Raw genomic sequence first — 26,813 nt, 5'->3', positions numbered from 1 at the left:
TTAATGTTCTGCCAGTGCGCGCGTTGCGGCCTGTGGCAGTTGGCGACCAATCATGGCGTCCGTCACCTGGCGAATATCGTCGTCGTTAAAAAACGCAGTAACATACACGGTGGGCAAGGTGCTGATATCGAGATGAATGGTGGAGATGACCAGATCCACCGGCTCCTGCTGACAAAAGTCGTCCAGCGTGCTGGCCGAAATAACGCCCACGATAATCCAGTCCGGAAAGGCGCGCAGGATGCGACTTTTCAGCAAATGCGACGTGCCGACGCCGCTGGAACACACCAGCAAAATACGTTTATGGGCGATTTGCCGTTCAAGCGCGGCCTGAAAATGCACGCACAGATAACCGATCTCATCGTCAGCGATTGGCCCATAATGAAACCGCTCGGCCGTTACCTGCATGGCGCGTTGGGTCAGCGTGAAAATATCCTGTAATTCCGCTTTTATGTCATCGAGTAAGGGATTGCGAATCGTAATATGATATTTAAGCCGGTTAAGTAGCGGCTTAATATGGAATAGCAAACCTTCAAATAATAAAGAATCGGTCGACAGATCCTTTTGGATGAATGCGGAAAAGCAATGAATTAATTCGAGCGTAATATTGCGCGATGCTGCATTTGAAAAAGGAGAGTGCGATAGCATGTGGCTGCCGCGTTCTTCGACTACAATGCCCGATGAAATAATATATTGATAAATAAATCCCACTTCATCCGCGGGCGCGGATTGCCCCAGCCGCTGTTCAATCTGTACTACCATCTGGCGGGCAATCTTCAGAATGCGGTTGTCCATTTCTGACGCGCTCAGAGCCAGCGGCAGGGACAAGGCTTTGCCCTGCGCCATACGGTGAATCATGATCAGAATATGGGTGGACAGATTGAGGTAATACGCATCGCTCAAAGGGTAGCCAAGCTGCTGCTCCATTTGCTGCAGTAAGCGCTGCACAAAGGCCACGTCCTCTTCGCCAAAATAGTGGATCAGCGCCTGATAACTGCCGGGGTCGAGCCGCGGCAGAGCCATATTGCAGCCCGTGTTATGCTGCATAACGTCGTTAATCAGCAAAACCATGGCCTGGCGCAGTGCCTGTTCGCTGCCTGCCACATGCGTGCCGCTCTGGCTACGGACCAGCTCCAGCTCCAGCGGCTGCAACCACTCTTCAATCACCTTGAGGTCATTAACAATCGAAGCGTGACTGATGAAATAACGTTCAGATAACTTACTGATCGAGGTTTCACGTGGCGCGTCTCGTAGCAACTGGGACAGGATTTTTACCCGCCGCGCATTGTTGCTTAAGCCCGCAGACCAGTTATCGTCGCTGGCAACATGCTGCTGCAAGCGCAGCCGCTGTTCATGATCGTGTGTTTCCAGCGCCACACAGCGGCCAGGCAGCTTCACCAGTTGCGCCTGCCAGCCATGCAGCCAGGGTTCCAGACTTTGTAAATCGCGATAAATACTTTTTTCAGAAACGGTTAACTGTTGGGCTAATTGCGCTAACGCCAGCGGCGTGCCCGCCTGTAACAGTAATTTCAGTAATCGGTGTTGTCGTGAAGTCAGATTTTGCATTCAGTCACCTGTCTATTATTTCGTTAGCGGTGCTTAAGTGGCAATTCGTTAAATCCAACCAGGGCATAAAATAAAACCGGTATATGTCGCTGAAATTGAATTTAGGTGGTGAAAGAAAAAGCAACAATACTAAATGTTGTCCCGGGAACGGGACAGGATTAATACGCTATAAATAAGCTGATAATTAATTGCGAGGAAGGTCACAAACTATTAAAAATAAGCGCACGGGGATTTTTACCGGTGCGGTTTTTTCGGCGACCGGAAAACAGGGAAAAAAGAGTGACCAGCCCGCTCCAGGACTGTGACTAATACCCACGAATAAGGTACTATCCTCGCCAAACAACCGCCGGGTGATCCGCCGTTGCGGGTCACGATGTGAGGATGAGGACTTAATGAGCGAATTGACGCAGGATGGTGCAGAGCGTCTTGCCCTGCATACGTTTACTGAGAATGCGTACTTAAACTACTCCATGTACGTCATCATGGACCGTGCGTTGCCTTACATTGGCGACGGCCTGAAACCCGTCCAGCGCCGCATTGTATATGCCATGTCGGAGCTGGGGCTTAACGCCACCGCCAAATTTAAAAAATCGGCCCGTACCGTGGGTGACGTGCTGGGTAAATACCATCCTCATGGTGACAGCGCCTGTTACGAAGCCATGGTGTTGATGGCACAGCCGTTCTCCTACCGTTATCCGCTGGTCGATGGCCAGGGAAACTGGGGAGCACCTGACGATCCTAAATCTTTCGCCGCCATGCGTTATACCGAGTCTCGCCTGTCGAAGTATGCCGAAGTGCTGCTGGGTGAGCTGGGGCAGGGCACGGCAGACTGGGTGCCAAACTTTGACGGCACGATGCAGGAGCCGAAGATGTTGCCGGCGCGCCTGCCAAACATTCTGCTGAACGGCACCACCGGGATCGCGGTGGGCATGGCAACCGATATTCCGCCGCATAACCTGCGCGAAGTGGCGCAGGCCGCTATCGCCCTGATTGACGATCCGAAAACCAGCCTGGATGCGCTGCTGGAGATTGTGCAAGGGCCGGATTTCCCGACCGAAGCCGAAATCATTACGCCACGCGACGAGATTCGTAAAATCTATCAGAACGGGCGCGGCTCGATTCGCCAGCGTGCGGTGTGGAAAAAAGAGGACGGCGAGGTGGTGATCACCGCGCTGCCGCACCAGGTGTCCGGTGCCCGGGTACTGGAGCAGATTGCCAGCCAGATGCGCAATAAAAAGCTGCCAATGGTCGAGGATTTACGTGATGAGTCCGATCACGAAAACCCGACTCGCCTGGTGATTGTGCCCCGGTCAAACCGTGTCGATCTGGATCAGGTTATGAACCACCTGTTCGCCACGACCGATCTGGAAAAAAGCTACCGTATCAACCTGAATATGATCGGACTGGATAACCGTCCGGCCGTGAAAAACCTGCTGGAAATCCTGTCTGAATGGCTGGTGTTCCGTCGCGATACTGTTCGTCGCCGTCTGAATCATCGTTTAGAACGCGTGCTGCGCCGTCTGCATATCCTGGACGGTTTGCTGGTGGCCTTCCTTAATATTGATGAAGTCATTCACATCATCCGTACCGAGGACGAACCAAAGCCAGTGCTGATGTCGCGCTTTGAGATCAGTGAAACCCAGGCCGAAGCGATTCTTGAACTCAAGCTGCGCCATTTGGCGAAGCTGGAAGAGATGAAGATTCGCGGTGAGCAAAGCGAACTGGAAAAAGAGCGCGATCAGCTGCAGGCGACGCTGGCCTCTGAACGCAAAATGAATACGCTGCTGAAAAAAGAGCTGCAGGCAGACAGCAACAGTTTTGGTGATGATCGCCGTTCGCCTCTGCTTGAACGTGAAGAAGCCAAAGCGCTCAGCGAAACCGAGCTGGTTCCGTCTGAGCCGGTTACGATTGTTCTGTCGCAGATGGGCTGGGTGCGCAGCGCCAAAGGACATGATATCGACCCGGCGGGCCTGAGCTATAAAGCCGGTGACAGCTTCCTGGCGGCGGCACGCGGCAAGAGTAATCAGCCTGTGGCCTTTATCGATTCCACGGGTCGCAGCTATACGCTGGACCCCACCTCGCTGCCGTCGGCACGCGGGCAGGGCGAGCCACTGACCGGTAAACTGACGCCACCACCGGGTGCGGTTGTTGAACAGGTATTGATGGAGCCGGAAGAGCAGCGCCTGCTAATGGCTTCGGATGCCGGATATGGCTTTATCTGCACCTTCAACGATCTGATTTCGCGCAACCGTGCGGGCAAAGCGCTGCTGACCCTGCCGGAGAATGCGCGCGTCATGACGCCGATGGCTGTGCATCATGAAGACGACATGCTGTTAGCGATCACCCAGGCGGGCAGGATGTTGATGTTCCCGGTCGGCGAGTTGCCGCAAATGTCGAAAGGCAAGGGCAACAAGATTATCTCGATTCCGTCGGCAGATGCCGTGGCGGGCACGGATAAACTGGCCTGGCTCATGATTCTGCCACCAGGCAGCGCGATTACGCTGCACGTCGGTAAACGCAAGCTGTTGCTGCGCAGTGAAGAGTTGCAGAAATTCCGTGCCGATCGGGGTCGCCGTGGCACGCTGTTACCGCGCGGTCTGCAAAAAATTGATCGGGTCGAACTGGATGCCCCGGCACGTCCTGACAGCGCTGACAGCGACGCGTAATTCATCCGGCTGGTTCATCGCCAGCCGTGTTACATTGAGGAAGCTATGTTACTGATATTACGCACGATTATTGTGGTAATTTATTCGATTCTGGTCTGTGTATTTGGCTGCATCTGGTGTCTGTTCTCGCCGCGCAATCCGCGTCACGTCGCCACCTTTGGTCATCTGTTTGGCAAATTATCGACGCTGTTCGGTCTGAAGGTTGAACTTCGTCGCCCAGAGGGCGCGGATAATTACGGTAATGCGATTTATATCGCTAATCACCAGAACAACTACGATATGGTGACGGCCGCTAAAATTGTGCAGCCCACCACCGTGACCGTGGGGAAAAAAAGCCTGCTGTGGATACCGTTCTTTGGCCAGCTTTACTGGCTGACCGGTAATCTGCTGATTGACCGTGACAACCGGGCCAAAGCTCACGGCACCATTGGCGAGCTGGTCGAGCAGTTCAATAAAAAACGGATTTCGTTCTGGATGTTTCCTGAAGGTACGCGCAGTCGCGGGCGGGGATTATTACCGTTTAAAACCGGTGCGTTTCACGCTGCGGTGGCTGCCGGCGTCCCGATCATCCCGATTGTGGTGTCCAATACGCACAATAAAATTAACCTCAACCGCCTGAAAAACGGCCTAGTGATTGTGGAAATGCTGCCGCCGGTAGACGTCAAACAATTTGAGTCGTCGTCTGTGCGCAAACTGGCTACCCACTGTCGTGAACTGATGGCGGCGAAGCTGGAAGAGCTTAACGCCGAAGTCGAAGAACGCGAAAAAAACGGTAAAATCTAACCGACAAATCCGTTGTCGGACTATTCTGCATGGATGCCCCACGGCGAGTGACGTCCTGCGTCGCTCGCCGTGAAAGCAGCACAGCAATGACAGCAATAAAAACAGGGTTGGCGTTTCAGCGCCACGCGTAAAAGGTCTGAAATTTCATGTCTTTCAGCAGACGTCAGTTTATCCAGCTTTCTGCCGGTGTGGCGCTCAGTGCCACGGTAATGCCGCATGCGGCACGTGCCGCTTCCTTGCGTGGTGACACGCCGCTTCCCGTTCCGCCGTTGATCGAATCCCGCCGGGGTCAGCCGCTGTTTCTGACCTTACAGCGCAGCCACTGGTCGTTTAACGGTGACAATAACAAGGTGCCGGTCTGGGGCATCAATGGCATGTACCTTGGGCCAACTGTCCGTGTTTACAGCGGCGATGATGTCAAACTGATCTACAGCAACCGCCTCAATGAACCGGTTTCGATGACCGTCAGCGGCCTGCAGGTGCCAGGGGCACTGATGGGCGGCGCGCCGCGGATGATGTCAGCGGGCGTCGACTGGGCACCGGTGTTACCGATTCGTCAGAACGCCGCCACCTGCTGGTATCACGCCAACACGCCAAACCGCATGGCACCGCACGTCTATAACGGCCTGGCGGGCATGTGGCTGATCGAGGACGACCTCAGTAAGCAGCTTCCGTTGCCAAAACACTATGGCGTGGATGACTTTCCGCTGATCATTCAGGACAAGCGGCTGGATAACTTTGCGACACCGGTTTATGACCCACCCGCTGACGGCGGTTTCCTGGGCGATACGCTGCTGGTTAATGGCGTACGCAATCCGTTCATTGAGGTATCACGAGGCTGGGTGCGCCTGCGGTTGCTCAATGCCTCCAATGCCCGACGTTACGAACTCAGCATCAGTGATAACCGGCCGTTTACGGTCATCGCCAGCGATCAGGGTTTTTTACCGTCGCCGGTAGCGGTACAGCGGCTAACGCTGGCTCCCGGTGAGCGGCGCGAAGTTCTGGTGGATATGTCGCAAGGGGATGAGGTCTCCATTACAGCGGGCACTGCGGCTGGCATCATGGATCGCCTGCGCGGTTTCTTCGAGCCTTCGACGATTTTGACCTCAACGCTGGTGCTCACGCTTCGCCCCACTGGCCTGCTGCCGCTGGTGACGGATAACCTGCCAATGCGTTTACTGGCCGATCAGATTCTGGACGGCGCTTCGGTGCGTACCCGGGAGTTTCGTATTGGCGACAGTATGCCCGGCATCAACGGTGCCGTGTGGGATATGAACCGCATTGATACCACCGCGCAGCAGGGCACATTTGAGCGCTGGATTATCCGTGCCGATCGTCCGCAATCGTTGCATATTCAGGGTGTAATGTTCCTGATTAAGAGCGTGAACGGTGCGCAGTCGATGGGGGAAGACCGGGGCTGGAAAGACACCGTCTGGGTGGACGGCGAGGTCGAACTGCTGGTCAACTTTACCCAAAGCTCTTCAGACCATTTCCCGTTTGTCTATTACAGTCAGACGCTGGAGCTGGCGGATCGGGGAACGGCAGGTCAGCTGCTGGTGCAGCCTGCCACGGCATAACGGAGCAGACTGTGCCGGGCAGGGCTTTCAGCTTTTGCGTTTGGCTAGCGCAGAAGCTGCAACATCAGTTGGGGCATCTGATTTGCCTGGGCCAGCATGGCGGTACCGGCCTGCTGTAAAATCTGCGCCTGTGACATCGCCGATACCTCCGCAGCGTAGTCTACGTCCTCTATCCTGCTACGGGCAGAGGTAAGGTTTGTGACCATATTGTTCAGGTTGGCGATAACCGACTGAAAGCGGTTCTCATAGGCACCCAGCATACTACGCTGACTATCAACGGATTTAATCGCCCGATCGAGATCGGCCAAAGGCGTACCGTCTGTCGCGGTTCCACTTGCTCCGCCGGTAACATCCCCTTTTAAAACGTCAAAGCCTTCTGCCGCAACCGTACGGGCCACGCCATTTACGGTATCTCCTGAGGTCATTTGCCGGATATTAAGTGTTGAGCCGGTGGTACCCGCTTTCAGAAGGTTATAGCTGTCGCTGGCATCCAGATCGATCGTGATCGTTTCGCCGTCTTCCGCACCGACCTGAAAGCGATACGCAGCCGAGCCCGATCCGGTATTCAGCATACTAATGCCGTTAAAATTCGTTTGTGCGGTAATACGGTTAATCTCCTCCATTCGCTGATTCACTTCTGTCTGAATAGAGTCGATATCCGCAGCGGAGTTGCTGCCATTTTGCGCCTGCACCGTCAGGTCACGTATGCGTTGCAGGTTGTCGTTAATCGTGGAGAGCGCCCCTTCAGCGGTTTGTGATAGCGAAATCGCATCATTGGCATTCCTGCCCGCTACCGTCATGCCGTCGATGTTTGAGGTCAAACGATTAGCAATCGCCATTCCCGCCGCATCATCTTTCGCACTGTTAATGCGCAAACCTGAAGACAGGCGCTCAATGGCGGTCGATAAAGCATTTTGAGAGTTATACAGATCGTTTTGAACGATCAACGACACGATATTGGTATTGATAACCGACATGATACGCTCCCTGGTTAAGTCGCTTAACGTTCTGAAAACCGTGAAATGACGTTCAATGGTGGTAGCCGGGATCACGCGACAGGTGTGACAGAAAACAGTATTACCTGCACAACGACGTTTTCACAAAAGCGGAGCGGCTTCGGTGTGTTGCAAAATTTTACCTGTTATAACAAGGTAAGGTGAGGCGATTCGTATTTTAAATTTTTGATTTAAAAGACAAAATACAAGGCCGGATTAAGGTGTCAGCGTTCAGCGCAAAAAATTTGATTTAACAGAGCGGAAAGACAGGGGGATTTCGGTCAGGGAAGGGTTTTTTTGCCCAGTGCCGCGCACAGCCCAGAAAGGCGTTGCGTAATTATTATGCGTTTTGTCATACATTTTAAGGACGTTTAACATTTTGCGTGGGCGCTAACCGTAAAAAAGCCCCTCCCTGAGGAGAGGCGTGCATCGGGTCCGATGCGCCCGTATTAGCCGTTAAACGTATCCGGGTCAGGACCTAAACGCTTACCGGTATCAAGCTGGGCAATCTCACTCATTTCTGCCTTATCCAGGCGGAAATCGAACACATTGAAGTTTTCTTCGATGCGTGCCGGCGTGACGGATTTCGGGATAACCACCAGCCCGCTGTCCAGATGCCAGCGGATAACGATTTGCGCCGGCGTCTTACCGTATTTTTTGGCCAGAGACTTGATGATTTCCTGATCGAATACGCCTTCGCCGCCCTGAGCCAGGGGACTCCAGGACTCGGTCTGAATCTGGTGCATGGCGTTCCAGGCATGCAGCGTGCGCTGTTGCAGCATCGGATGCAGCTCGATCTGGTTGATCACCGGGGTTACACCGATTTCTTCCAGCAGACGTTTCAGGTGCGGCTGGTTGAAGTTACAGACGCCGATGCTTTTGACCAGGCCCTGTTGCTGCATCGCAATCATGTTCTTCCAGGCGTCAACATACTGATCTTTCTCCGGGCACGGCCAGTGCATCAGATACAGATCTACCTGCTCCAGCTTGAGTTTTTGCAGACTGGTTTCCAGTGCCTGCTGGACATTTTGCTGGTCAGCATTCCACAGTTTAGTGGTGATAAAAATATCCTCACGCGCGACATCGGTTTCCTGTAACGCCTGACCAATCGCTTCTTCATTTTTGTACGCGGCGGCGGTATCAATTGAACGATAGCCAACGTCCAGCGCTTTCAGCACGGCGTTGCGCGCATCTTCCATGCTGGCTTGCCACACGCCAAGTCCGAGCTGTGGCATCATGTTACCGTCGTGCAGTTTGATAATAGGTTGGTCTGCCATATCCTGCTCCTTACATTTGCAGTAAACCAGGGAATCTTCGCTGTGCTTAAGTCTAGCTAACAATTTTCAGGCTGCCTGCGAACAGGCGAGGATAACCCTGCCTGATCCTGTAAACTTCTTGCCTGATTCTCCATTTTGCTGGCGATTTAACCAGGCGCGCGGCAAACTGCGCTTTTTATTTTCAGGAGTGATGATGCCCCACGACTTACTGTGTCAGCGGCTGGCTCAACAGGTGGTCACGCTGATGACGAACGGACGCGAACAGCTGTGTCCGGTGGAAAATGTCTCACTGATTTATGCGGGGCAGCACCGACCGCGTGAGCCCATCATGTATCAGCCCGGCATTGTCATTTTGTTTCAGGGCAGCAAAACCGGTTATCTGGGCAGTACGGTTTTTCAGTACGACGCCACAAAATACCTGATGCTCACCGTGCCGCTCCCGGTCGAATGTGAAACCTGGGCGTCACCCGAGCAGCCTCTGGCCGGGATGTGCCTGCGCGTGGATACGGCCAGCCTGCAGGATTTGCTGATGGACATCGGTGATGACGAAGGGTTTCAGCCTCAGCCGTTGACCTCGGGCATTCACTCTGCCTTTCTCACGGAGCCGATGCTGTGTGCGGCAGAACGCCTGCTGGATGTGATGACCCAGCCTCGTGATGCAAGGGTGCTGGGGCCACAGATTGTGCGGGAAATTCTTTACTATGTGCTGACCGGCCCGATTGGGGGGGCACTGCTGTCACTGGTGAGTCGTCAGACGCAGTTCAGCCAGATTGCCCGGGCACTGCGCCGTATAGAGAATCACTATGCCGACAACCTCAGCGTGGACACGCTGGCGGCAGAGGTGAACATGAGTGTCTCAGCGTTTCATCATAATTTCAAAGCGGTGACGCAGACGTCGCCGCTGCAGTATCTCAAGCGTTATCGCCTGCATCAGGCGCGTTTACTGATGCTGCAGGATGGCCTGAAAGCCAGCGTCGCGGCGGTGCGCGTCGGTTATGAGAGTCCGTCGCAGTTTTCGCGGGAGTTTAAGCGCTACTTTGGCGTGACGCCGGGTGAGGAAGTGAATCGGGTGCGTCAGACGGTGGCCGAACCGCCCGCCTGACGCACGCGTGATCAGGCTCTTTGACGACGTTTTTTCCAGATAACCACGATGCTACCAACCAGCCCGACGACCAGCAGCACCATCGGTAATACCATCAGGACAGCCATCACCTGATCTTCGTGCCGTTTGATAAACGGCACCTGGCTGATGCCGTAACCCAGCGTCACCACAATGCCCACCCACAGCAGACCGCTCAGCCAGTTAAACAGCTGAAAACGGCTGTTCTTCAGGCCGGAAATGCCCGCCATTGTTGGCAAAATGGTACGAATAAAGGCCAGAAAACGTCCCACCAGCAGCGCCATCAGGCCATGACGATTAAACATATTCCATGCGCGTTGGTGATATTGTGCCGGAAGCTGCATCAGCCAGCTCTTAACCAGTCGGGTATTACCCAGCCAGCGGCCTTGCAGGTAACTGAGCCAGCAGCCCAGACTGGCGGCGGTGGTCAGGATCAAAAGCGTGGGGAAAAAATCCATCACGCCTTTGGCTACCATCGCGCCAGCCAGCAGCAGCAGACTGTCGCCGGGCAGAAAAGAGGCGGGCAGTAAACCATTTTCCAGGAATAGCGTCATAAACATCACGCTGTAGACGATCCATACCACTTCCGGATTGGCCAGCGCGGCGAAGTCTTGATGCCAAAGCGCGTGCACAATCTCATGTAAAACACCCATTAGCTATCCCATTACGTCACAATCATGCTGAATTATAGTGTTCAGATCGGCCTGACCTCTTGGTTGTCGCCTGCCCCAGAGTGGGCGACAACCTTAACCTGCGGGGGTTCTTCTGCTCGCTGAACACTTTTATATTAAGAGAATTTTAACATCTATCTGGCTGTGGCCTGTCGATATATCACACGGGTCTGTATCTGGTTTATATCAGGTTTACTCTTTTAGCGCGTCAGGCGTGCAAAACCCGCGTCAAGATCAACCAGTAAATCATCCACATGTTCCAGACCGATGTGCAGCCGTACCAGCGTACCGCTGAAATCAATGCCGCCCGCCGGGCGAATAGCCGCCAGCTCTTCGGGTTGACTGGCTAAAATCAGCGACTCATAACCGCCCCATGAGTACGCCATGCTAAAGTGCTGAAAATGATCAAGATACATCGCTAACTGCTCGCGGCTCAGTTTTTCCTTCAGCACAAACGAAAATAATCCGCTGCTGCCGCTGAAGTCGCGTTGCCAGAAGGCGTGACCGGGGCATGAGGGCAGCGCCGGATGATTCACTCTGGCGACCTCCGGGCGGGCGGCCAGCCATTCCGCGACCTGAAGTGCACTTTCTTCATGCTGCCGCAGACGTACGCCCAGCGTACGTAACCCCCGGCTGGCCATGTAGGCGGTATCGGCATCCACCATCTGCCCCATCAGGTAGCTGTTCTCGCGCAGTTGATCCCAGCAGCGGGCATTAGCGACGGCGGTCCCAATCATGGCATCGCTGTGACCAATCAGATATTTGGTGCCAGCCTGAATCGAAATATCCACGCCCAGCGCTAGAGGACGAAACAGCACGCCCGCCGCCCAGGTGTTGTCGATCATAATAATCGCGTCTGGTGCTTTTGCGCGCACCGCCGCCACAATGGCGGGGACGTCCTGCACTTCCATCGTGATGGAGGCGGGCGACTCCAGGAACACCACGCGCGTGTTGGGCTGAATCAGGGTGGCGATCGCATCGCCGATGCCGTGATCAAACCAGGTGGTGGAGACCTGAAGTTTAGCAAGGATTTTGGTGCAGAAATCCTGGGTTGGTTCATACACCGCGCCGCTCATCAGCACATGATCGCCTGCTTCAACAAACGCCAGAATAGCGTTAGAGACCGCTGCGGCGCCGCAAGGATACAGCACACAGCCCGCGCCGCCTTCCAGCTCTGTCATGGCGTCCTGCAAGGCAAAGTGGGTCAGCGTGCCACGACGACCATAAAACAGTTCGCCCTTTGCCCGCCCTGCGGTCGCGCGTTTTTTCTCCGCAACGGTATCGAAAACCAGCGACGAGGCTCGCTGAATGACCGCATTCACCGAACCCTGGGTATAACGTTTATCGCGTCCTGCGCTGACGAGTGTGGTATCAATTTTTTTTGTGGTCATGAACTCCCTGCCTTGCCGCTTGCACCTGAGCCTTCACGTTAGCACGAATTCGGCGATGACGTTGAGGGGCAACACAGATTATTCGCGCAGCAACAGGGAGATTTCCCGTGCGGCCTCCTGCAGTAGCGGCAAATGGTGTTGACGCAGCGTATCCGCAGAAACCTGTCCGGCATGGACGCCGACGTTCAGAGCGGCCACGATGCGTCCGTCCGCGCCACAAAGCGGCACGGCAAGCGAACGCAGACCGATTTCCAGTTCCTGATCGTTAATGGCGTAACCCTGCTGCCGGACGCGGGCCAGTTCTTCACGCAGTGCGCTGCTGCTGACCAGCGTGTGGCTGGTATAACGCAACTGGGTCAGCCGCGCCAGATAGTCGTTCAATGGCTCAGCGGCAAGCCCACTCAGCAGCACTCTGCCCATGGAGGTGGTACTGGCGGGCAGACGACTGCCGATATGCAGGTCGATCGTCATGATGCGCGACGCGGACGCGCGGGCGATATAGAGAATGTCATCCCCGTCCAGTACCGCCATTGAGCAGGACTCGTTCAGCGTCTGGCTCAGCTGGCGTAAAACCGGCTGTGAGGCGCTGGCGAGCGGCGTGGCGCCCAGCCAGTTATGACCCAGAGTGAGCACGCGCGGACGCAGTTCAAAGTTTTTACCATCTTCGGCATAGACAAAACCCAGCTTACTCAGGGTGTACAGACAGCGCCGCACGGCTGCGCGCGGAATACCGGTGCGCTGACTGATTTGCGACACGGACATCACACGTCTCTGTGGGGTGAATGCCTGCAAGACCTCCAGCCCACGCGCCAGTGAAGCCATAAAGTTCGGATCCCCTTTCCAGGGATCGCTGCTGCCGCGCAGCATCTGATCGTCATCCGTCATGCTTTTCTCCCGAAATTAACAGGATCGTCCTGCAACTGTGCGAACGATCACATTGTGCCATTTGGTTTTGCCAGTGACCGATAATCGCACACTATTTCGATAATCGGTATTGTTTGCACTCACAGAGCGATCTACTTTTTGGCTATTCACTACTAACCGGCTGATGCCGGGCTAAAGGAACAGCTAATGATCAATAAAAGTGTGGCAACACTGGCAGAGGCCGTGGCGGTCATCCCGGACGGGGCCAGCATCATGATTGGCGGATTTGGACCTGCCGGTCAGCCGCTGGAACTGATCGATGCGTTGATTGAAAGCGGCGCTCGCGGGCTGACGGTGATCAGCAATAACGCTGGCAACGGTGACAGCGGCCTGGCCGCGCTGCTTAAGGCAGGCCGCGTTGACAAAATGATTTGTTCATTTCCGCGCCAGGTTGACTCCTGGGTGTTCGATGAGCGCTATCGTCGTGGAGAGATTGAACTGGAGCTGGTGCCGCAGGGCAACCTTGCCGCCAGGATGCAGGCCGCAGGCAGCGGTTTAGGCGGCATTTTCACCCCCACCGCCTTTGGCACGCCGCTGGCGGAAGGCAAGGAAACGCGGGAAATCGATGGCCGCCATTACGTGTTCGAAAAACCGCTCAAAGCCGATTTCGCGCTTATCAAAGCCCATCAGGGCGACCGCTGGGGCAACCTGGTGTACCGCAAAGCGGCGCGGAATTTTGGCCCCGTGATGGCAATGGCCGCCACCACGACCATTGCCCAGGTAGCAGAGCTGGTGCCGCTGGGCCAGCTCGATCCTGAAAACGTCGTCACGCCGGGCATTTTTGTCCAGCGCCTGGTGTGCGTTCCCCATCCCGTTACCCTGACCGTTTCAGCCTGAGGAGTCGGCAATGCAAAAACTCACCCGTGACCAACTGGCACAGCGCGTGGCGCGCGATATTCCGGAAGGGGCTTACGTTAACCTGGGGATTGGCCTGCCGACCCGCATTGCGAACTATCTGCCTGCGGACAAAGAAATCTTTTTGCACAGCGAAAACGGACTGCTCGGCATGGGGCCAGCGCCTGCGCCGGAAGACGCCGATCCGGAGCTGATCAATGCCGGAAAAGAGCTGGTAACCCTGCTGCCGGGCGGCTGCTTTTTCCATCATGGCGACTCCTTTGCCATGATGCGTGGCGGGCATCTGGATATCTGCGTCATGGGCGCGTACCAGGTATCCGTCAGCGGCGATCTGGCGAACTGGAGTACCGGTGCGCAGGATGCAATTCCTGCTGTCGGCGGCGCCATGGATCTCGCCATTGGCGCGCGCAAGGTTTACGTGATGATGGACTACCTGACGAAAAAAGGGGAATGCAAGCTGGTGAAGCAGTGCAGCTATCCGCTCACCGGGCTGGGGTGCGTCAGCCGGATCTATACGGATATGGCCGTGATTGATATTACGCCGGACGGTCCGCTGGTGGTCGAGTGCTGCCCCGGGCTGAGTTTCGAGGCGCTCCAGGCGGTCACGCCGGTGCGTTTACTGCAACCTGAACTGGCGACCACCGCCTGAGGAACCGCGAATGCAACAGGCTTTTATTTGTGATGCGCTCCGCACGCCATTTGGCCGTTATGGCGGCGCGCTCGCGGGAATTCGGGCAGACGATTTGGCGGCCTTACCGCTGGCGGCGCTGCTTGCCCGTCAGCCTGCTTCTGTCGCGCAGGCGATCGATGATGTGATCTATGGCTGCGCCAATCAGGCAGGCGAAGACAATCGTAACGTGGCGCGTATGGCCCTGTTACTGGCCGGGCTGCCGTCCAGCGTGCCTGGCACGACGATCAATCGTCTTTGCGGTTCGGGGCTGGATGCCATCGGCATGGCGGCCAGGGCAATAAAATGCGGCGAAGCCGAGGTCATGATCGCAGGCGGCGTAGAGAGTATGTCGCGCGCGCCCTTCGTGACCGGAAAAGCAGAAAGCGCGTTTAGTCGCAGCCTGAAAATGGAAGACACCACCATGGGATGGCGTTTCATCAACCCGCAGATGCGCGCCCGCTTTGGCGTTGAAACCATGCCGGAAACGGCGGAAAACGTGGCACGCGATTTTGCCATCAGCCGCGCCGATCAGGATGCCTTTGCGCTACGCAGCCAGCTTCGTACCGCGCGTGCGCAGGAGATGGGCCTGTTCAGTGACGAGCTGATGACCGTCACTCTCCCACAGCGCAAAGGGGAAGCCATCACTGTTGCCTGCGATGAGCATCCGCGCAGTACCTCCCTGGCGGCGCTGGCGGGATTAAAAGGCGTCGTGACGCCGGACGGCAGCGTGACGGCAGGCAACGCCTCGGGCATCAATGACGGGGCCTGCGCCTTATTACTCGCCAGTGAAAACGCGGTTGCCGCCCACGGCCTCACGCCGCTGGTGCGTGTGGTCGCGATGGCTGCCTGCGGCGTTGAACCGCGTATCATGGGTTATGGTCCCGTACCTGCGGTACGCAAAGTGCTGGCCCAGAGTGGCCTGACGCTGGCACAAATGGAGGTAATCGAATTAAATGAAGCGTTTGCTGCCCAGGCTCTGGCTGTGACGCGGGCGCTAGGGCTGGCCGACGATGCCGCGCAGGTGAACCCTAACGGCGGCGCAATAGCGCTGGGCCATCCGCTCGGCGCATCCGGTGGCAGGCTGGCCATGACCGCGGCCTATCACCTGCGGCGCACCGGAGGACGTTACGCACTCTGCACCATGTGCGTTGGTGTCGGGCAGGGAATCGCACTTATTCTGGAACGGGTATAATCAATGTCTCTTTACCGCGCCATGTTTATGGCTTCTCCTCTCAGTGAGGGCTTCAGCGATACGGCGCTGCTGCAGGGGATGCTGGATTTTGAAGCTGGCCTGGCACAGGCGCTTGCCAGTGCGGGGCTGATGGACCGCGAATCTGCGCAGATCATTCAGGACTGCTGCCGTGCCGACGCGATCGATGCCGCTGCGCTGACCCAGGCCGCAGGGCTGGCCGGCAACCTGGCGATTCCCCTCGTCAAACAATTGACCGCTTTGGTGGCTGCCCGATCGCCCGAGGCGGCGCGCTATGTCCACTGGGGCGCAACCAGCCAGGACGCAATCGACAGCGGACTGATGCTGCAACTGCGCGCGGCGCTCAGCGGTACGGCTACGCTGCTGGATCGGCTGATTGCCGTGCTGAGCGCGCAGTGCGAACGGCACAGCAAAACGCTGATGGTCGGACGCACGTGGTTGCAACATGCCTTGCCCGTTACCCTTGGGCTGAAGCTGGCAGGCACGCTGGACGCCCTGGTACGCGATCGACAACGCCTCAGGGCGATGCAGCCGCGGGTACTGGCGCTGCAGTTTGGCGGGGCGGCAGGCACGCTGGCCTCGCTGGGCGATAAAGGCGAGCAGGTCGAGCAGGCACTGTCCGAGGCGCTGAATTTGCCGCGTAGCGCCACGCCCTGGCATGCGCAGCGCGACAGGCTTACCGAGCTGGCAGGCTGGTATGCCGGCCTGACCGGGACGCTGGGCAAGCTGGCGCGGGATATGTCGCTGCTGATGCAGAGCGAGGTAGGGGAGATCAGCGAACCTCAGGCGGCAGGGCGCGGCGGCTCCTCAACCATGCCGCATAAACGTAATCCGGTACTGTGCGCCGCCATTCTCAGCGCGGCCAATCGGGTACCGGCGCTGATGTCCGGTCTGTATGCCGGGATGGTGCAGGAACACGAGCGTGCGCTGGGTGGCTGGCAGGCCGAGTGGCAGAGCCTGCCGCAGCTGATCGTACTGAGCGGCGCGGCGCTGGCCCACAGCACGGAACTGATCGACGGGCTGGAGGTGCATGAAGATGCCATGCAACGTAACCTTGGCCTGACGCAGGGATTAATTATGGCGGAAGCGGTCACGCTGGCGCTGGCGAACGAGATGGGACGCCAGCAGGCGCACCATCATATTGAGCAGTGCTGCCGCCGGGCGCTGGACACACAGCAGAGTTTGTTGTCCGTACTGAGCGCGGATGAAACGGTCAGAACGCGCCTGAGTCATTCAACGCTGGAGGCGCTGCTCGACCCGGCCAATGCCACGGGCAGTGCGGCGCGCTTTATTCAACAGGTTTTAGCGGCGGCGAGGGAATCATGACACTTCATTACATCCTTGAGGGGCCAGACGATGCTCCGGTGGTGTTATTCAGCAACTCCTTAGGAACGGCGGCAGACATGTGGCAGCCCCAGCGCGATGCGCTGATCGGTCATTATCGCATTCTGCGTTACGATGTCCCGGGGCACGGTGCCTCGGCACCGAACGGACAAACCCGTTCGCTGGAACAGCTGGGGAGGGCGGTGCTGTCGCTGCTGGATAAGCTGGCTATCGACAGGGTGCATTTTTGCGGCATTTCGATGGGCGGGCTGACCGGACTCTGGCTGGCCCGTTTCCATCCTCATCGCCTGATCACGCTCACGGTCGCCAACAGCGCCGCGAAGATCGGTGAGTCTGCGGCCTGGCAGCAGCGCGCAGCGCAGGTGCGTCAGTACGGTATGGCGGCGATTGCTGACGGGGCCGCCGCACGCTGGTTTACGCCGGCGTTCTGCGAACGGGCCCCCGCCACCGTGCAGGCGTTGCTCACGCAACTGCGTGCCTGTGATGCAGAAAGTTATGCGGACTGCTGCGATGCGCTGGCTGCCGCAGATTTACGTCACGAACTGGCGGCCATTCATCTTCCTGTGCTGGTCATTGCGGGGCGGGACGATGCCGTGACGACGGTGGCCGACGCAGAAGCCATGGTGGCGCACATCCACGGCGCGCAGCTGGTGGTGTTGCCTGCGTCGCATCTCTCCAGTGTGGAGGTGTGGCTGGCGTTTAATCGTGCCCTGCAGCCGTTTATTGACGCGCAACTGACGCAGCAGCAGCGTTATCAGCAGGGAATGACGGTGCGCCGCGCGGTACTCGGTGACGCGCATGTGGACCGCACTTTGGAGAATCTGTCCCCTCTGAACGACGAATTTCAACACTTCATCAGTCGTTACGCCTGGGGAGAGATCTGGACCCGGCCCGGATTGTCGCGCCACACGCGCAGCCTGATCACCATCGGTATGCTGATTGCGCTTAACCGTGAAGCCGAACTGAAAATGCATCTGCGGGCCGCATTCAACAACGGGGTCAGTCGGGATGAGATCAAAGAGGTACTGATGCATGCCGCGCTGTATTGTGGCCTGCCTGCGGCGAACGCGGCGTTCCACCTGGCACAAAGCATTTTCGACGAGCGGGATAGTGCCCGTTAAATCGCGGCGTCAGACCGGGACATCCAGCACCCGCTGACGCAATGCCGCCACCAGATGTTGTTGTTCAGGGGGCGGTGTATGCTGCTGACGGGTCAGGATGCCCACCGCTTCGGCCATGCCCTGGTTCGGCAGCGGCAGAGCCCGAAGCTGATTACTCGTTAAGTCGTCGCGCACCGCGCCGTAAGGCACCAGCCAGACGTAACCGTGGTTTTGCGTCAGCCGCCGCGCCAGCGTCGTTGACAGGGTTTCTACCGCGCCTTCAGGCAGGGTCAGCCCATGGCTGGTCATCAGCGATTCCGCATTCTGACGCGGTACGGTACCGCGTGGCGAAAGGATCAACGGCCAACTGAGCGCTTCTGCCAGGGTCACGCCCGCATGCAGCAAGGGATGGTGCGGGGCCACGACCAGGCGCAGTGTTTCCAGATACAACAGTTCAAAGTTCAGACCGTCCATCAGAACCGGTTCCGCCATCCGTCCGATTCCCAGCGTCATTTGCCCCGACTTTATCGCCATCAGCAGCGCGTCGTTCGAAAGCGTAGTGACCTGTATACGCCAGCCCGGATAGTGCTGCTGCAGGCTGGCCAGCACCGGCGCAACCACGCTGCCGATGGCGGTCGGCAAGGCACCGATATGCAGAGGCGCGAGATGTGGCGCGCTGTCCGGACGCATGACCTGATCGACCAGCGTAAGTGCATCCAGGATGCGAATGGCGTCATGCAGAAAGCGCGTCCCGCTGGCGGTCAGCGCTGTTCCCTGGCGGCTGCGCACCAGCAGTTGTTCACCGGTCAGGTATTCCAGTTCGCTGAGGGTTTTCGATAAGGCGGGCTGAGTAATACCCAGTTGGCGGGCGGCACGGCCCAGCGTCCCTTGCTGCGCGGTGGCAACAAAAGCGTGAAGATGACGCACGCGCACGCGCTGACTGAACCGGGAAACACTATCCATGGCTCATGGTAAGAATTTGCCGCCGCAGCGGCAAGGACAATGTAGCGACTTTGTTAAGCGTCAGACATCAAAAAATACGGTTTCGTTTTCGCCCTGCAGAACGATATCGAAACGGTAAACCGTTTCGCTGCCGCGTTGTTCACGGTGTGCCAGCAGGGTGTTGCGCCGCTTCTCCCACTCAATCAGATTCAGCACCGGATCCCGGGCATTTGCCGCCTGTTCATCGGCAAAATAGAGGCGGGTGTTCAGGCCGATATTGATACCTCGTGCCACAATCCATAAGTTGAGGTGAGGCGCCATGGGACGTCCGTCGCGGCCGGTCACGCTGCCGGGCTTGATGGTTTCAAAACGCCAGATGCCGCTGTCAAAATCGGAGCAGGTGCGCCCCCAGCCGCGAAACGCCGGATCCAGCGGCTTGTCGTGCTGCTGGTCAGCGGGATGCTGGTAGCGCCCGGCGGCATTGGCCTGCCACACTTCAATCAGCACATCGCGCACCGGCGTGCCAGAACCATCGTAAACACAGCCTTCAACGGTAATGCGCTCACCGCGCGTTTCCGGCTGCGTGAGCACCTCGCTGAAATTATGTTCAAAGATATCAAAGCCCGCGGCATGCGGTGCCAGGCCAATGTGCACGTAAGGGCCGGCAGTTTGTGAGGCCGTTTCAGGCAGATAGTTTTTCATGATGCGGCTCCCTGAGTGCGGTTTTCGAACCAGGTTGCGCGGTGACCCCGCAATACCAGATCAAAGCGATAGGCCAGACAGTCCAGGGGAATCGCCGAATGCGTATCCAGCTCTGCAATCAGGGTGCGGACGGCTTCTTCGCTGCCTACCGACTGCAGGATAGGACAGCGTCCTACCAGCGGATCGCCCTCAAAATACATCTGCGTAATCAAGCGCTGAGCAAAGGCTTCGCCAGAAAGGGAAAAATGAATATGGGCTGGACGCCAGTCGCTGACCTGGTTACGCCAGGGATAGGGGCCGGGCTTAATGGTCCGAAAGCAGTAGTAGCCATTGTCGTCGGTCAGCATGCGACCACAGCCGCCAAAATTCGGATCGATGGGGGCCAGATACTGATCTTTTTTATGACGATAGCGACCGCCAGCATTGGCCTGCCATACCTCAACCAGGGCATTCCGCACCGGCTGACCAAACGCATCGCGCACGTAGCCATGCACAATGATGCGCTCGCCAATCGGCAGGCCGTCCTTCGCATAATTAAGAATCAGATCGCTGTCCCGGGGGCCCAGCTCCTGACGAGTGAACACCGGTGCGGTGATTTCCGATAAGGAATTTTGCAGCGAAATCAGTGCATTGCGCGGCGAGCGCAGTATGCTGGTTTTGTACAACGGCGCAAGCGCCGGCGGGTGATGGCGGTAATCACGGTGTACCAGTTCACGGGCGGGCCAGTCATTTTTCATCCAGGCATCCTTATTGTTTTGTTTTTCGCGTACAGAGGAACGAGTGTAGGAAGCGTAACTTGTAAAAGAAAAGTGAAAAAACGTAGCTGTGCTCATAACCAAAAATCATGACCTGTCACATTGACGAAATGTTCCATCTGGTTCATAACAATTGCCAATCTCCGTTAGCAGAACGCCTCGCTGCTGACTGGCTGCTTTAAGGTCACCCTGTGACCGTTTATCAGGAGGCAATAATGAAACGTTCTGTCGCAACGGTCTCGGTATCGGGCACGCTGCCGGAAAAGCTGCGCGCAATCGCGGCCGCCGGCTTTGATGGTGTCGAAATTTTCGATAACGATTTAGTCTATTATCCCGGCTCACCCGTGGAGATTCGCCAGCTGTGCGAAGAGCTGGGGCTGGAAATTTTGCTGTTCCAGCCCTTCCGTGACTTCGAAGGCGGCCCACGTGACAGGCTGGCACAAAATCTGGCCCGTGCGGCGCGCAAGTTTGAGGTGATGACGCAACTGGGCTGCCAGCGGATGCTGGTATGCAGTAATGTGTCACCCGACTGCAGCGATGATTTCAACACCCAGGTCAGCGATCTGCGTGCGCTGGCGGAGCTGGCCGCGCAGTACGGTATTACCCTCGGTTATGAGGCGCTGGCCTGGGGCCGACATGTCAGCCTGTGGCGTGATGCCTGGGCCCGCGTGGAAGCGGTGGACCATCCCTCCTTTGGCATTGTGCTCGACAGTTTTCATATTTTGTCTCGCGGCGACAGCCTTGACGGCCTGGACATCGTGCCGCCCGAAAAAATAGTGTTCGTGCAACTGGCAGATGCGCCGCTGCTGAAAATGGACGTGCTTTCCTGGAGCCGTCACTTCCGCTGCTTCCCCGGCCAGGGGGAACTGAATCTGACGCAGTTTATGACGCAGCTGTCAGCACATGGCTATCGCGATGCCTGGTCGCTGGAGATTTTTAACGACGGATTCCGCGCTTCACCGGTAGTGCCGACGGCGCAGGACGGCTACCGATCGCTGTTGTGGCTGGAGGAGCAAACCCGCGACTGGCTGGTCAGACAACCGCTGCTGCCCAGCGCGCTGGCTTCACTGGCGGGAGAAGAATTATTTCACTCAGCGCCTCAGCCGCCGCTGCTGGCACTGGAGTTTATTGAATTTGCCGTCAGCCATAACGATGCGCTGGCGTTAGGGCAGTGGCTCACGCAGCTTGGCCTGGTGCACGCGGGCGAGCACCGTTCGAAACAGGTTTCGCTTTATCGCAACGGCAAGGTCAACGTCATTCTGAATGCGCAGCCCGACAGCCAGGCCAGCGGTTACTACCATCAGCATGGTATTTCCCTCTGTGCAGTGGCCTGGCGCGTACGCGGCGTGGAGAACCTGATTCAACGGGCGCAGGATTATGGCTACGCTATCTGGCAGGGCGAAACCGGCCCGAATGAACGTCAGATACCGGCTTTATGCGCGCCGGATGGCAGCCTGATTTATCTGGTGGAAGACGAGCCCGCCGGTCAGGACGGTTACCACAGTGATTTCAATTTAACGCATCGCAGCGCGCCTCAGCCTGCGATGCAGACCCTGGATCATCTGGCGATCGCGTTGCCGGATGAAACGCGCGACAACTGGATTATGTTCCTGCGCAGCGTACCGGGCTTTGTTCAGGATACCGAATGGGAACTGCCTGATCCGCTTGGGCTGGTGCGCAGCCGCGTTTTACGCAGCCCGAATGATGCTATCCGTCTGCCGTTGAATATGTCGGTCAGCCGGGAAACGCAGATCGCCCGTGCGTTGACGACCTACCAGGGGGCGGGATTACAGCACGTGGCGTTTGGTTGCGACGATTTGTTTAGCGCAGTAAAAGCCGCCCGCGAACGCGGCCTGAAAACCTTGCGCATCCCCGCTAACTATTATCAGGATCTGCTGGCGCGCTTTGACCTCGACCCGGATTTTCTGGCGCAGTTACAGCGCTTTGACGTGATGTATGATCGCGATGAACAGGGCGGAGAGCTGCTTCACGTCTATACGGAACCCTATGAAAAAGGGCGCTTTTTCTTTGAACTACTGGAGCGGCGGCGTCGCTATCACGGCTTCGGTGCGGCAAACGCGCCGGTACGGCTGACCGCCATGCGGTAATTCACAGGGGCCAGGCTGACTGGCCCCGTTACCCCAATCCCGCGTTTTCTCTCTTTCCCCTTCCTGGCATCACGCCGATCACGCTCACAATCCTCACCGGACAGTCCAGACAGACTTTCCAGAAAATTCCTTATTTTTAACAAGCCATTAACGCATTTCAGCTGCCTGCACTGGCGCAGGTTGCGCGATAAACGCACAAAATTTCGATTATCGCCATTTCTTGCCCTGCAGCGCCTGCATATAGTAACTGCACATTACTTATTTCACCGGAGAGTCACCGTGGCGGAAAGCAAAGCAATTGATGTTCGGGCGTTAATCGACAGCCGCCCGCTGGGGATGTGGCAAAAGATGGTGGTGCTGTTCGGCTTCTGCATCATCGCGCTTGATGGGTTCGATATCGCCATCATGGGGTTTATTGCCCCTGAATTAAAAGCAGACTGGGGGATCACGAATCGCGAACTGGGGCTGATTATCAGCGCGGCGCTGGTGGGACTGGCGCTGGGGGCGATGCTCTCGGGTCCGCTGTCCGATAAGCTGGGCCGAAAAGTGGTCATCATTAACAGCGTGTTCTTTTTTGGCGCGTGGACGCTGATCACCGCCTTCTCGCAAAATATGGAACAGATGGTTCTGTTTCGCTTTCTCACCGGCCTGGGTTTAGGCGCGGCGATGCCGAATGTGGGGACGCTGGTGGCGGAGTTTGCCCCGGCCAGACGGCGCGCCTTTCTTATCACCGTCGTTTTTTGTGGCTTTACTTTTGGCGCGGCACTGGGCGGTTTCGCCGCCTCCTGGCTGATGCCGCACTTTGGCTGGCATGCTGTGCTGTTGCTGGGCGGCATCCTGCCGATCCTGTTTGTGCCGTTACTGCTGTGGGCGCTGCCGGAGTCGGTCTGCTTTCTGGTGGTCAGGCGCGCGGCCAGCCAAAAAATTCACCGTATCCTGGCGAAACTGGCCCCGGATCTGGATCTGCAACAGTGTACGGTGGCGTTGCCCCCGGTCAGTCGGGCTCACGCGCAACCTGTGAAAGTCGTCCTCAATGACACCTACCGCTTCGGCAGCCTGATGCTGTGGGGCGCCTATTTCACCGCACTGTTTCTGTTTTACACCCTGGGCAGCTGGCTGCCGATGCTGATTAAAGACAACGGCTTTAGCGTGGTTCAGGCGGCGGTTATTACGGCCCTGTTCCAGGCTGGCGGCACCTGCGGTTCTCTGTTTTCCGGCTGGCTGATGGATCGTATTGAATCGCATCGTGCCTTGTCGCTGATTTACGGCGCGGGTGGACTGTTTACTGTTTGTATGGGGCTGTCGATGACGCATCCGGTGTTGCTTGGCGGCTGCGCACTGATGATAGGCTTTTGCATTGGTGGCGCGAACACCGGAATGAATGCCCTGTCGGCCAGCTTTTATCCCACCGAGGCGCGGGCAACCGGTTCCAGCTGGATGCACGGCGTCGGGCGCGTTGGCGCAATCCTGAGTGCACTGGCGGGCGCGGAAATGCTGGCGCTGGGATGGGGCGTTACCACGATTTTTGCGGTATTAGCGATTCCGGCCTTGCTGACGGTGGCAATGATTGCGGCGAAAGGACGCTATCAGCAGCGTCAGCGCGCGGACAGCGGCACCGTCTCCCGCTGGGGCGTCAGCCCGGGGGATATCCATTAACCTGCCCAGCCGCGGTCAATGCAGACAGGGCAGTAAGCCCGCGTCCATGTCCCGTTGCGGCACAAACAGATTTTGCTGTGCCGCGTTGTCTGCCTGACTCAGGCAGGGCGGCAGCGGTTGCGCAGGGCGCTGACGCAGTAAGGTATCAGGCTGGAACAGGGGGGAGGTTGACGTACTTACCGGTGTTGGCGCTTCCCCGCTGTCTGCACGGAATGGCGGCCGGACGGACTTTTTACCGGCGTGATGCGCATAGTGAAAACGCTTCAGTTTGCCCGGCGGTGCCGCATTGCGTGAAGCATGAATAAAGCGAATGAGCGCGACCGTGCGGAGCTGACGACTGAAACACTTCACCATACCGGATGAGGGCTTGCCCGATTCATAGCAGCGCCTGAAGAAGTGTAACGTAATCAAGGTGTTCGTCGCGGCATAGCACGCCCCTGAACAGGGTGAAACCATGCCCGAACCCGGCAACAGCAGTGAGATAAGCAGGAAGACGCGCGACAGCCAGAGAGAGGCTGGGCGTCCCGGCATTTGTGGCGAGTCCTCAGCGCCTGGTACAGATACCAAAGAGGACCGGCGCGCGCCGGCACTCAGTGACGCATCTTCCGGATGGGCCCGGACGGATTGCCGATCAGCGTGGCGATTGCAGGCAGCGATCCTGTTATGTGAAGCACAGCGGCCCTGCTGCTTTATTCGACGAAAAAACGTCATCAGGCTGGCGATAAAGAGGTTACTCATCGGCTGTTTTCATTATGTTTGCGCAACGGCCACTTACAACAGGCAAACCCTGACTGGCGGCCTCAATGTTTTACGTGCTGGCTTATCTGACAATGAAAATTCAGATTGATGCTGGACCGGATAAAATTATTTTTCTCGCGCCATTATGACGCCCGATGGCTTATTAAACGCCACAAAACACTTTCCCTGCGTCTGCGGTTAGCGTGCTCAGCAGGGCGGGCTGCGGATCAACTCACTCTCCATGCGCATCAGCCATCGACCAGGCAGTTTCTGACCGCCCTCATCGCTGCGTTGCATACTGTCCGGATACAGGCAACACGGTGCAACAGATACGGCTACGCGTTATCCCTTCTTCCAGCGATGTCCAGCTATTTGATTGTAAATACTAATGAGAACCACTATCAATTCGATTGATTTTTGCTATCATTTGCCCTTATTCCGCATCCTGTATATGAAGTTGGAGAAGCAGCGTGGTAGCCAGTGATTTAATGCAAGCGGACCTTTCCGTGTGGGGCATGTATCAGCATGCCGATATTGTGGTGAAGGTTGTCATGATCGGTCTGTTACTGGCCTCGGTCGTGACCTGGGCCATTTTCTTCGGGAAGTACGCTGAGCTGAGCGCCGCCAGACGTCGCCTGAAGCGTGAACAGCTGGCATTAGGCGAAGCCCGCAGTCTCAATGATGCCGCGCGCGCTTCCCAGAGCTTCCATGCGGCCAGCCACAGCGCGGTACTGTTACATGATGCGCAAAACGAGCTGGAACTGTCCGCAGGCGTGGAAGAAACCGGCGGCATTAAAGAACGCACTGCGTTTCGTCTTGAGCGTCGGGTTGCGGCATTCTGCCGTCATGCGGGGCGCGGGAATGGCTTCCTGGCCACGATTGGCTCGGTGGCCCCCTTCGTCGGCCTGTTTGGTACCGTCTGGGGCATCATGAACAGCTTTATCGGTATTGCCAAAACCCAGACGACTAACCTGGCGGTCGTGGCACCGGGTATCGCCGAAGCGCTGCTGGCGACGGCCATTGGTTTAGTCGCGGCGATTCCGGCGGTTGTGATTTATAACGTGTTTGCCCGTATGATCGCTAATTACAAAGCCTCCTTAGGCGACGTTGCCGCACAGGTCATGCTGCTGCAAAGCCGCGATATCGACCTGGGAAACCTGGCTCAGCCTGAGGTCAGCCGTCCTGCCGCCGCGCAAAAACTGCGTCTGGGGTAAGCGTTATGGCAATGCGATTTAACGACAGCTCAGAAACCGATGGTGAAATGCATGAAATCAACGTCACGCCGTTTATCGACGTGATGCTGGTACTGCTGATTATCTTTATGGTGGCTGCGCCCCTGGCAACGGTGGATGTGCGTGTGAATCTGCCCGCGTCCACCAGTGCGCCGCAACCGCGTCCGGAAAAACCGGTCTATCTCTCGATTAAAGCCGATAAGCAGCTTTACGTAGGTAACGATCAGGTGAACAAGGACGCGCTTATCAACGTGTTGATGCAGCAGACGCAAGGCAACAAAGATACCACCATTTTCTTCCAGGCCGACAAATCGGTCGATTATGAAACTCTGATGAGCGTGATGGATGAACTGCGCACGGCGGGTTATCTCAAGATCGGCCTGATGGGGATGGAAACGGTAAAAAAATAACGCGTCGTTGATGTGCGCAGGCTAAACCCGTCCTGCACAGCCTTGCATTGAGTGCGTTTCGCCTGTTTCTCCTTCATCCATTTATCCCTTGTTTTGTAATACAGCGCGTTCAGCCCGACGCGCT

23 protein-coding genes and 1 pseudogene are annotated in these 26,813 nt (G+C 57.0%); 14 read left to right on the top strand and 10 right to left on the bottom strand.

Annotated features, from left to right (window positions below; all coding sequences use genetic code 11):
- On the bottom strand, positions 1-1,563 hold the full coding sequence (locus RAC65_RS17955) for a BglG family transcription antiterminator (RefSeq protein WP_375096969.1): 1,563 nt from the start codon (positions 1,561-1,563) through the stop codon (positions 1-3).
- Between the two features lie 392 nt (positions 1,564-1,955).
- Here RAC65_RS17955 and parC point away from each other — a divergent pair, with 392 nt between their 5' ends.
- The 3 genes from parC to ftsP all read left to right on the top strand — a co-directional run bounded on the left by parC (position 1,956) and on the right by ftsP (position 6,589).
- Positions 1,956-4,229 (top strand): DNA topoisomerase IV subunit A, encoded by a 2,274-nt coding sequence (gene parC, locus RAC65_RS17950; protein WP_375096968.1) that lies wholly within the window; start codon positions 1,956-1,958, stop codon positions 4,227-4,229.
- A gap of 45 nt (positions 4,230-4,274) precedes the next feature.
- Positions 4,275-5,012: a 1-acylglycerol-3-phosphate O-acyltransferase gene (locus RAC65_RS17945; protein ID WP_039342149.1), complete on the top strand. Its 738-nt coding sequence runs from the start codon at positions 4,275-4,277 to the stop codon at positions 5,010-5,012.
- A 146-nt stretch (positions 5,013-5,158) separates the two neighbouring features.
- A complete protein-coding gene (gene ftsP, locus RAC65_RS17940) occupies positions 5,159-6,589 on the top strand; it encodes a cell division protein FtsP (protein ID WP_039342152.1) in 1,431 nt (476 codons plus the stop codon).
- Between the two features lie 44 nt (positions 6,590-6,633).
- On the opposite strand, the gene RAC65_RS17935 is transcribed toward ftsP, so the two are convergent.
- Both RAC65_RS17935 and dkgA read right to left on the bottom strand, forming a co-directional pair.
- The gene (locus tag RAC65_RS17935) at positions 6,634-7,566 is read right to left on the bottom strand and encodes a flagellin (RefSeq protein WP_033739799.1); all 933 of its coding nucleotides are present in this window, start codon (positions 7,564-7,566) and stop codon (positions 6,634-6,636) included.
- A gap of 467 nt (positions 7,567-8,033) precedes the next feature.
- The gene (dkgA, locus tag RAC65_RS17930; protein ID WP_375096967.1) at positions 8,034-8,861 is read right to left on the bottom strand and encodes a 2,5-didehydrogluconate reductase DkgA; all 828 of its coding nucleotides are present in this window, start codon (positions 8,859-8,861) and stop codon (positions 8,034-8,036) included.
- Positions 8,862-9,054: 193 nt separating this feature from the next.
- Between dkgA and RAC65_RS17925 the strand changes: the two genes are divergently transcribed.
- Positions 9,055-9,963: an AraC family transcriptional regulator gene (locus RAC65_RS17925; protein WP_033739797.1), complete on the top strand. Its 909-nt coding sequence runs from the start codon at positions 9,055-9,057 to the stop codon at positions 9,961-9,963.
- An 11-nt stretch (positions 9,964-9,974) separates the two neighbouring features.
- On the opposite strand, the gene RAC65_RS17920 is transcribed toward RAC65_RS17925, so the two are convergent.
- The 3 genes from RAC65_RS17920 to RAC65_RS17910 all read right to left on the bottom strand — a co-directional run bounded on the left by RAC65_RS17920 (position 9,975) and on the right by RAC65_RS17910 (position 12,928).
- The gene (locus tag RAC65_RS17920; RefSeq protein WP_006118175.1) at positions 9,975-10,634 is read right to left on the bottom strand and encodes a DedA family protein; all 660 of its coding nucleotides are present in this window, start codon (positions 10,632-10,634) and stop codon (positions 9,975-9,977) included.
- A gap of 218 nt (positions 10,635-10,852) precedes the next feature.
- On the bottom strand, positions 10,853-12,043 hold the full coding sequence (metC, locus tag RAC65_RS17915; protein WP_133745626.1) for a cystathionine beta-lyase: 1,191 nt from the start codon (positions 12,041-12,043) through the stop codon (positions 10,853-10,855).
- A gap of 78 nt (positions 12,044-12,121) precedes the next feature.
- On the bottom strand, positions 12,122-12,928 hold the full coding sequence (locus RAC65_RS17910; protein WP_375096966.1) for an IclR family transcriptional regulator C-terminal domain-containing protein: 807 nt from the start codon (positions 12,926-12,928) through the stop codon (positions 12,122-12,124).
- A gap of 186 nt (positions 12,929-13,114) precedes the next feature.
- Here RAC65_RS17910 and RAC65_RS17905 point away from each other — a divergent pair, with 186 nt between their 5' ends.
- The 6 genes and pseudogenes from RAC65_RS17905 (at position 13,115) to pcaC (ending at position 18,167) form a co-directional block, all read left to right on the top strand.
- Positions 13,115-13,804: a 3-oxoacid CoA-transferase subunit A gene (locus RAC65_RS17905; RefSeq protein WP_054633141.1), complete on the top strand. Its 690-nt coding sequence runs from the start codon at positions 13,115-13,117 to the stop codon at positions 13,802-13,804.
- Positions 13,805-13,814: 10 nt separating this feature from the next.
- On the top strand, positions 13,815-14,471 hold the full coding sequence (locus tag RAC65_RS17900; RefSeq protein ID WP_033739788.1) for a 3-oxoacid CoA-transferase subunit B: 657 nt from the start codon (positions 13,815-13,817) through the stop codon (positions 14,469-14,471).
- A gap of 10 nt (positions 14,472-14,481) precedes the next feature.
- Entirely contained in the window at positions 14,482-15,684 is a 1,203-nt protein-coding gene (pcaF, locus tag RAC65_RS17895) for a 3-oxoadipyl-CoA thiolase (RefSeq protein WP_375096965.1), read from the top strand.
- 3 nt (positions 15,685-15,687) lie between these two features.
- Positions 15,688-17,028, top strand: a complete 1,341-nt coding sequence (locus RAC65_RS17890) for a 3-carboxy-cis,cis-muconate cycloisomerase (RefSeq protein WP_162285892.1) — start codon at positions 15,688-15,690, stop codon at positions 17,026-17,028.
- Positions 17,025-17,780: pseudogene (gene pcaD, locus RAC65_RS17885) on the top strand (3-oxoadipate enol-lactonase); the annotation flags it as partial. The gene RAC65_RS17890 and the pseudogene pcaD, both read left to right, overlap by 4 nt.
- Entirely contained in the window at positions 17,781-18,167 is a 387-nt protein-coding gene (gene pcaC, locus RAC65_RS17880) for a 4-carboxymuconolactone decarboxylase (protein WP_206536933.1), read from the top strand. It begins immediately after the preceding pseudogene.
- Between the two features lie 9 nt (positions 18,168-18,176).
- On the opposite strand, the gene RAC65_RS17875 is transcribed toward pcaC, so the two are convergent.
- The 3 genes from RAC65_RS17875 to pcaH are packed head-to-tail and all read right to left on the bottom strand — an operon-like array spanning position 18,177 to position 20,527.
- Complete coding sequence (locus tag RAC65_RS17875) at positions 18,177-19,109, bottom strand: LysR substrate-binding domain-containing protein (protein WP_058708798.1); 933 nt, start codon at positions 19,107-19,109, stop codon at positions 18,177-18,179.
- A 60-nt stretch (positions 19,110-19,169) separates the two neighbouring features.
- Positions 19,170-19,790 carry a protocatechuate 3,4-dioxygenase subunit alpha gene (gene pcaG, locus RAC65_RS17870; protein WP_033739781.1) on the bottom strand — a complete coding sequence of 207 codons (621 nt, stop codon included), beginning with the start codon at positions 19,788-19,790 and terminating at the stop codon, positions 19,170-19,172.
- Positions 19,787-20,527: a protocatechuate 3,4-dioxygenase subunit beta gene (pcaH, locus tag RAC65_RS17865; RefSeq protein ID WP_033739780.1), complete on the bottom strand. Its 741-nt coding sequence runs from the start codon at positions 20,525-20,527 to the stop codon at positions 19,787-19,789. Before pcaH ends, pcaG begins: the two co-directional genes overlap by 4 nt.
- Positions 20,528-20,760: 233 nt before the next feature.
- On the opposite strand from pcaH, the gene RAC65_RS17860 reads away from it, so the two are divergent.
- The gene (locus RAC65_RS17860; RefSeq protein ID WP_162285896.1) at positions 20,761-22,653 is read left to right on the top strand and encodes a bifunctional sugar phosphate isomerase/epimerase/4-hydroxyphenylpyruvate dioxygenase family protein; all 1,893 of its coding nucleotides are present in this window, start codon (positions 20,761-20,763) and stop codon (positions 22,651-22,653) included.
- Between the two features lie 279 nt (positions 22,654-22,932).
- Positions 22,933-24,309: an aromatic acid/H+ symport family MFS transporter gene (locus tag RAC65_RS17855; protein WP_162285897.1), complete on the top strand. Its 1,377-nt coding sequence runs from the start codon at positions 22,933-22,935 to the stop codon at positions 24,307-24,309.
- A gap of 15 nt (positions 24,310-24,324) precedes the next feature.
- Here the strand turns inward: RAC65_RS17855 and RAC65_RS17850 are convergent, their stop codons facing one another.
- Entirely contained in the window at positions 24,325-24,840 is a 516-nt protein-coding gene (locus tag RAC65_RS17850; RefSeq protein ID WP_226375065.1) for a hypothetical protein, read from the bottom strand.
- 695 nt (positions 24,841-25,535) lie between these two features.
- Here RAC65_RS17850 and exbB point away from each other — a divergent pair.
- The gene (exbB, locus tag RAC65_RS17845) at positions 25,536-26,261 is read left to right on the top strand and encodes a tol-pal system-associated acyl-CoA thioesterase (RefSeq protein WP_193750319.1); all 726 of its coding nucleotides are present in this window, start codon (positions 25,536-25,538) and stop codon (positions 26,259-26,261) included.
- 5 nt (positions 26,262-26,266) lie between these two features.
- Positions 26,267-26,689, top strand: coding sequence for a TonB system transport protein ExbD (gene exbD / locus RAC65_RS17840; RefSeq protein WP_006118163.1), 423 nt, complete (start codon positions 26,267-26,269; stop codon positions 26,687-26,689).
- Positions 26,690-26,813 lie beyond the last annotated feature (124 nt).

The organism is Pantoea sp. BS_8 (assembly GCF_041954965.1).
Lineage (GTDB): Bacteria > Pseudomonadota > Gammaproteobacteria > Enterobacterales > Enterobacteriaceae > Pantoea > Pantoea stewartii.
The sequence above is the reverse complement of the archived record's forward strand: the minus strand, read 5'-3'. Positions and strand labels throughout refer to the sequence as shown.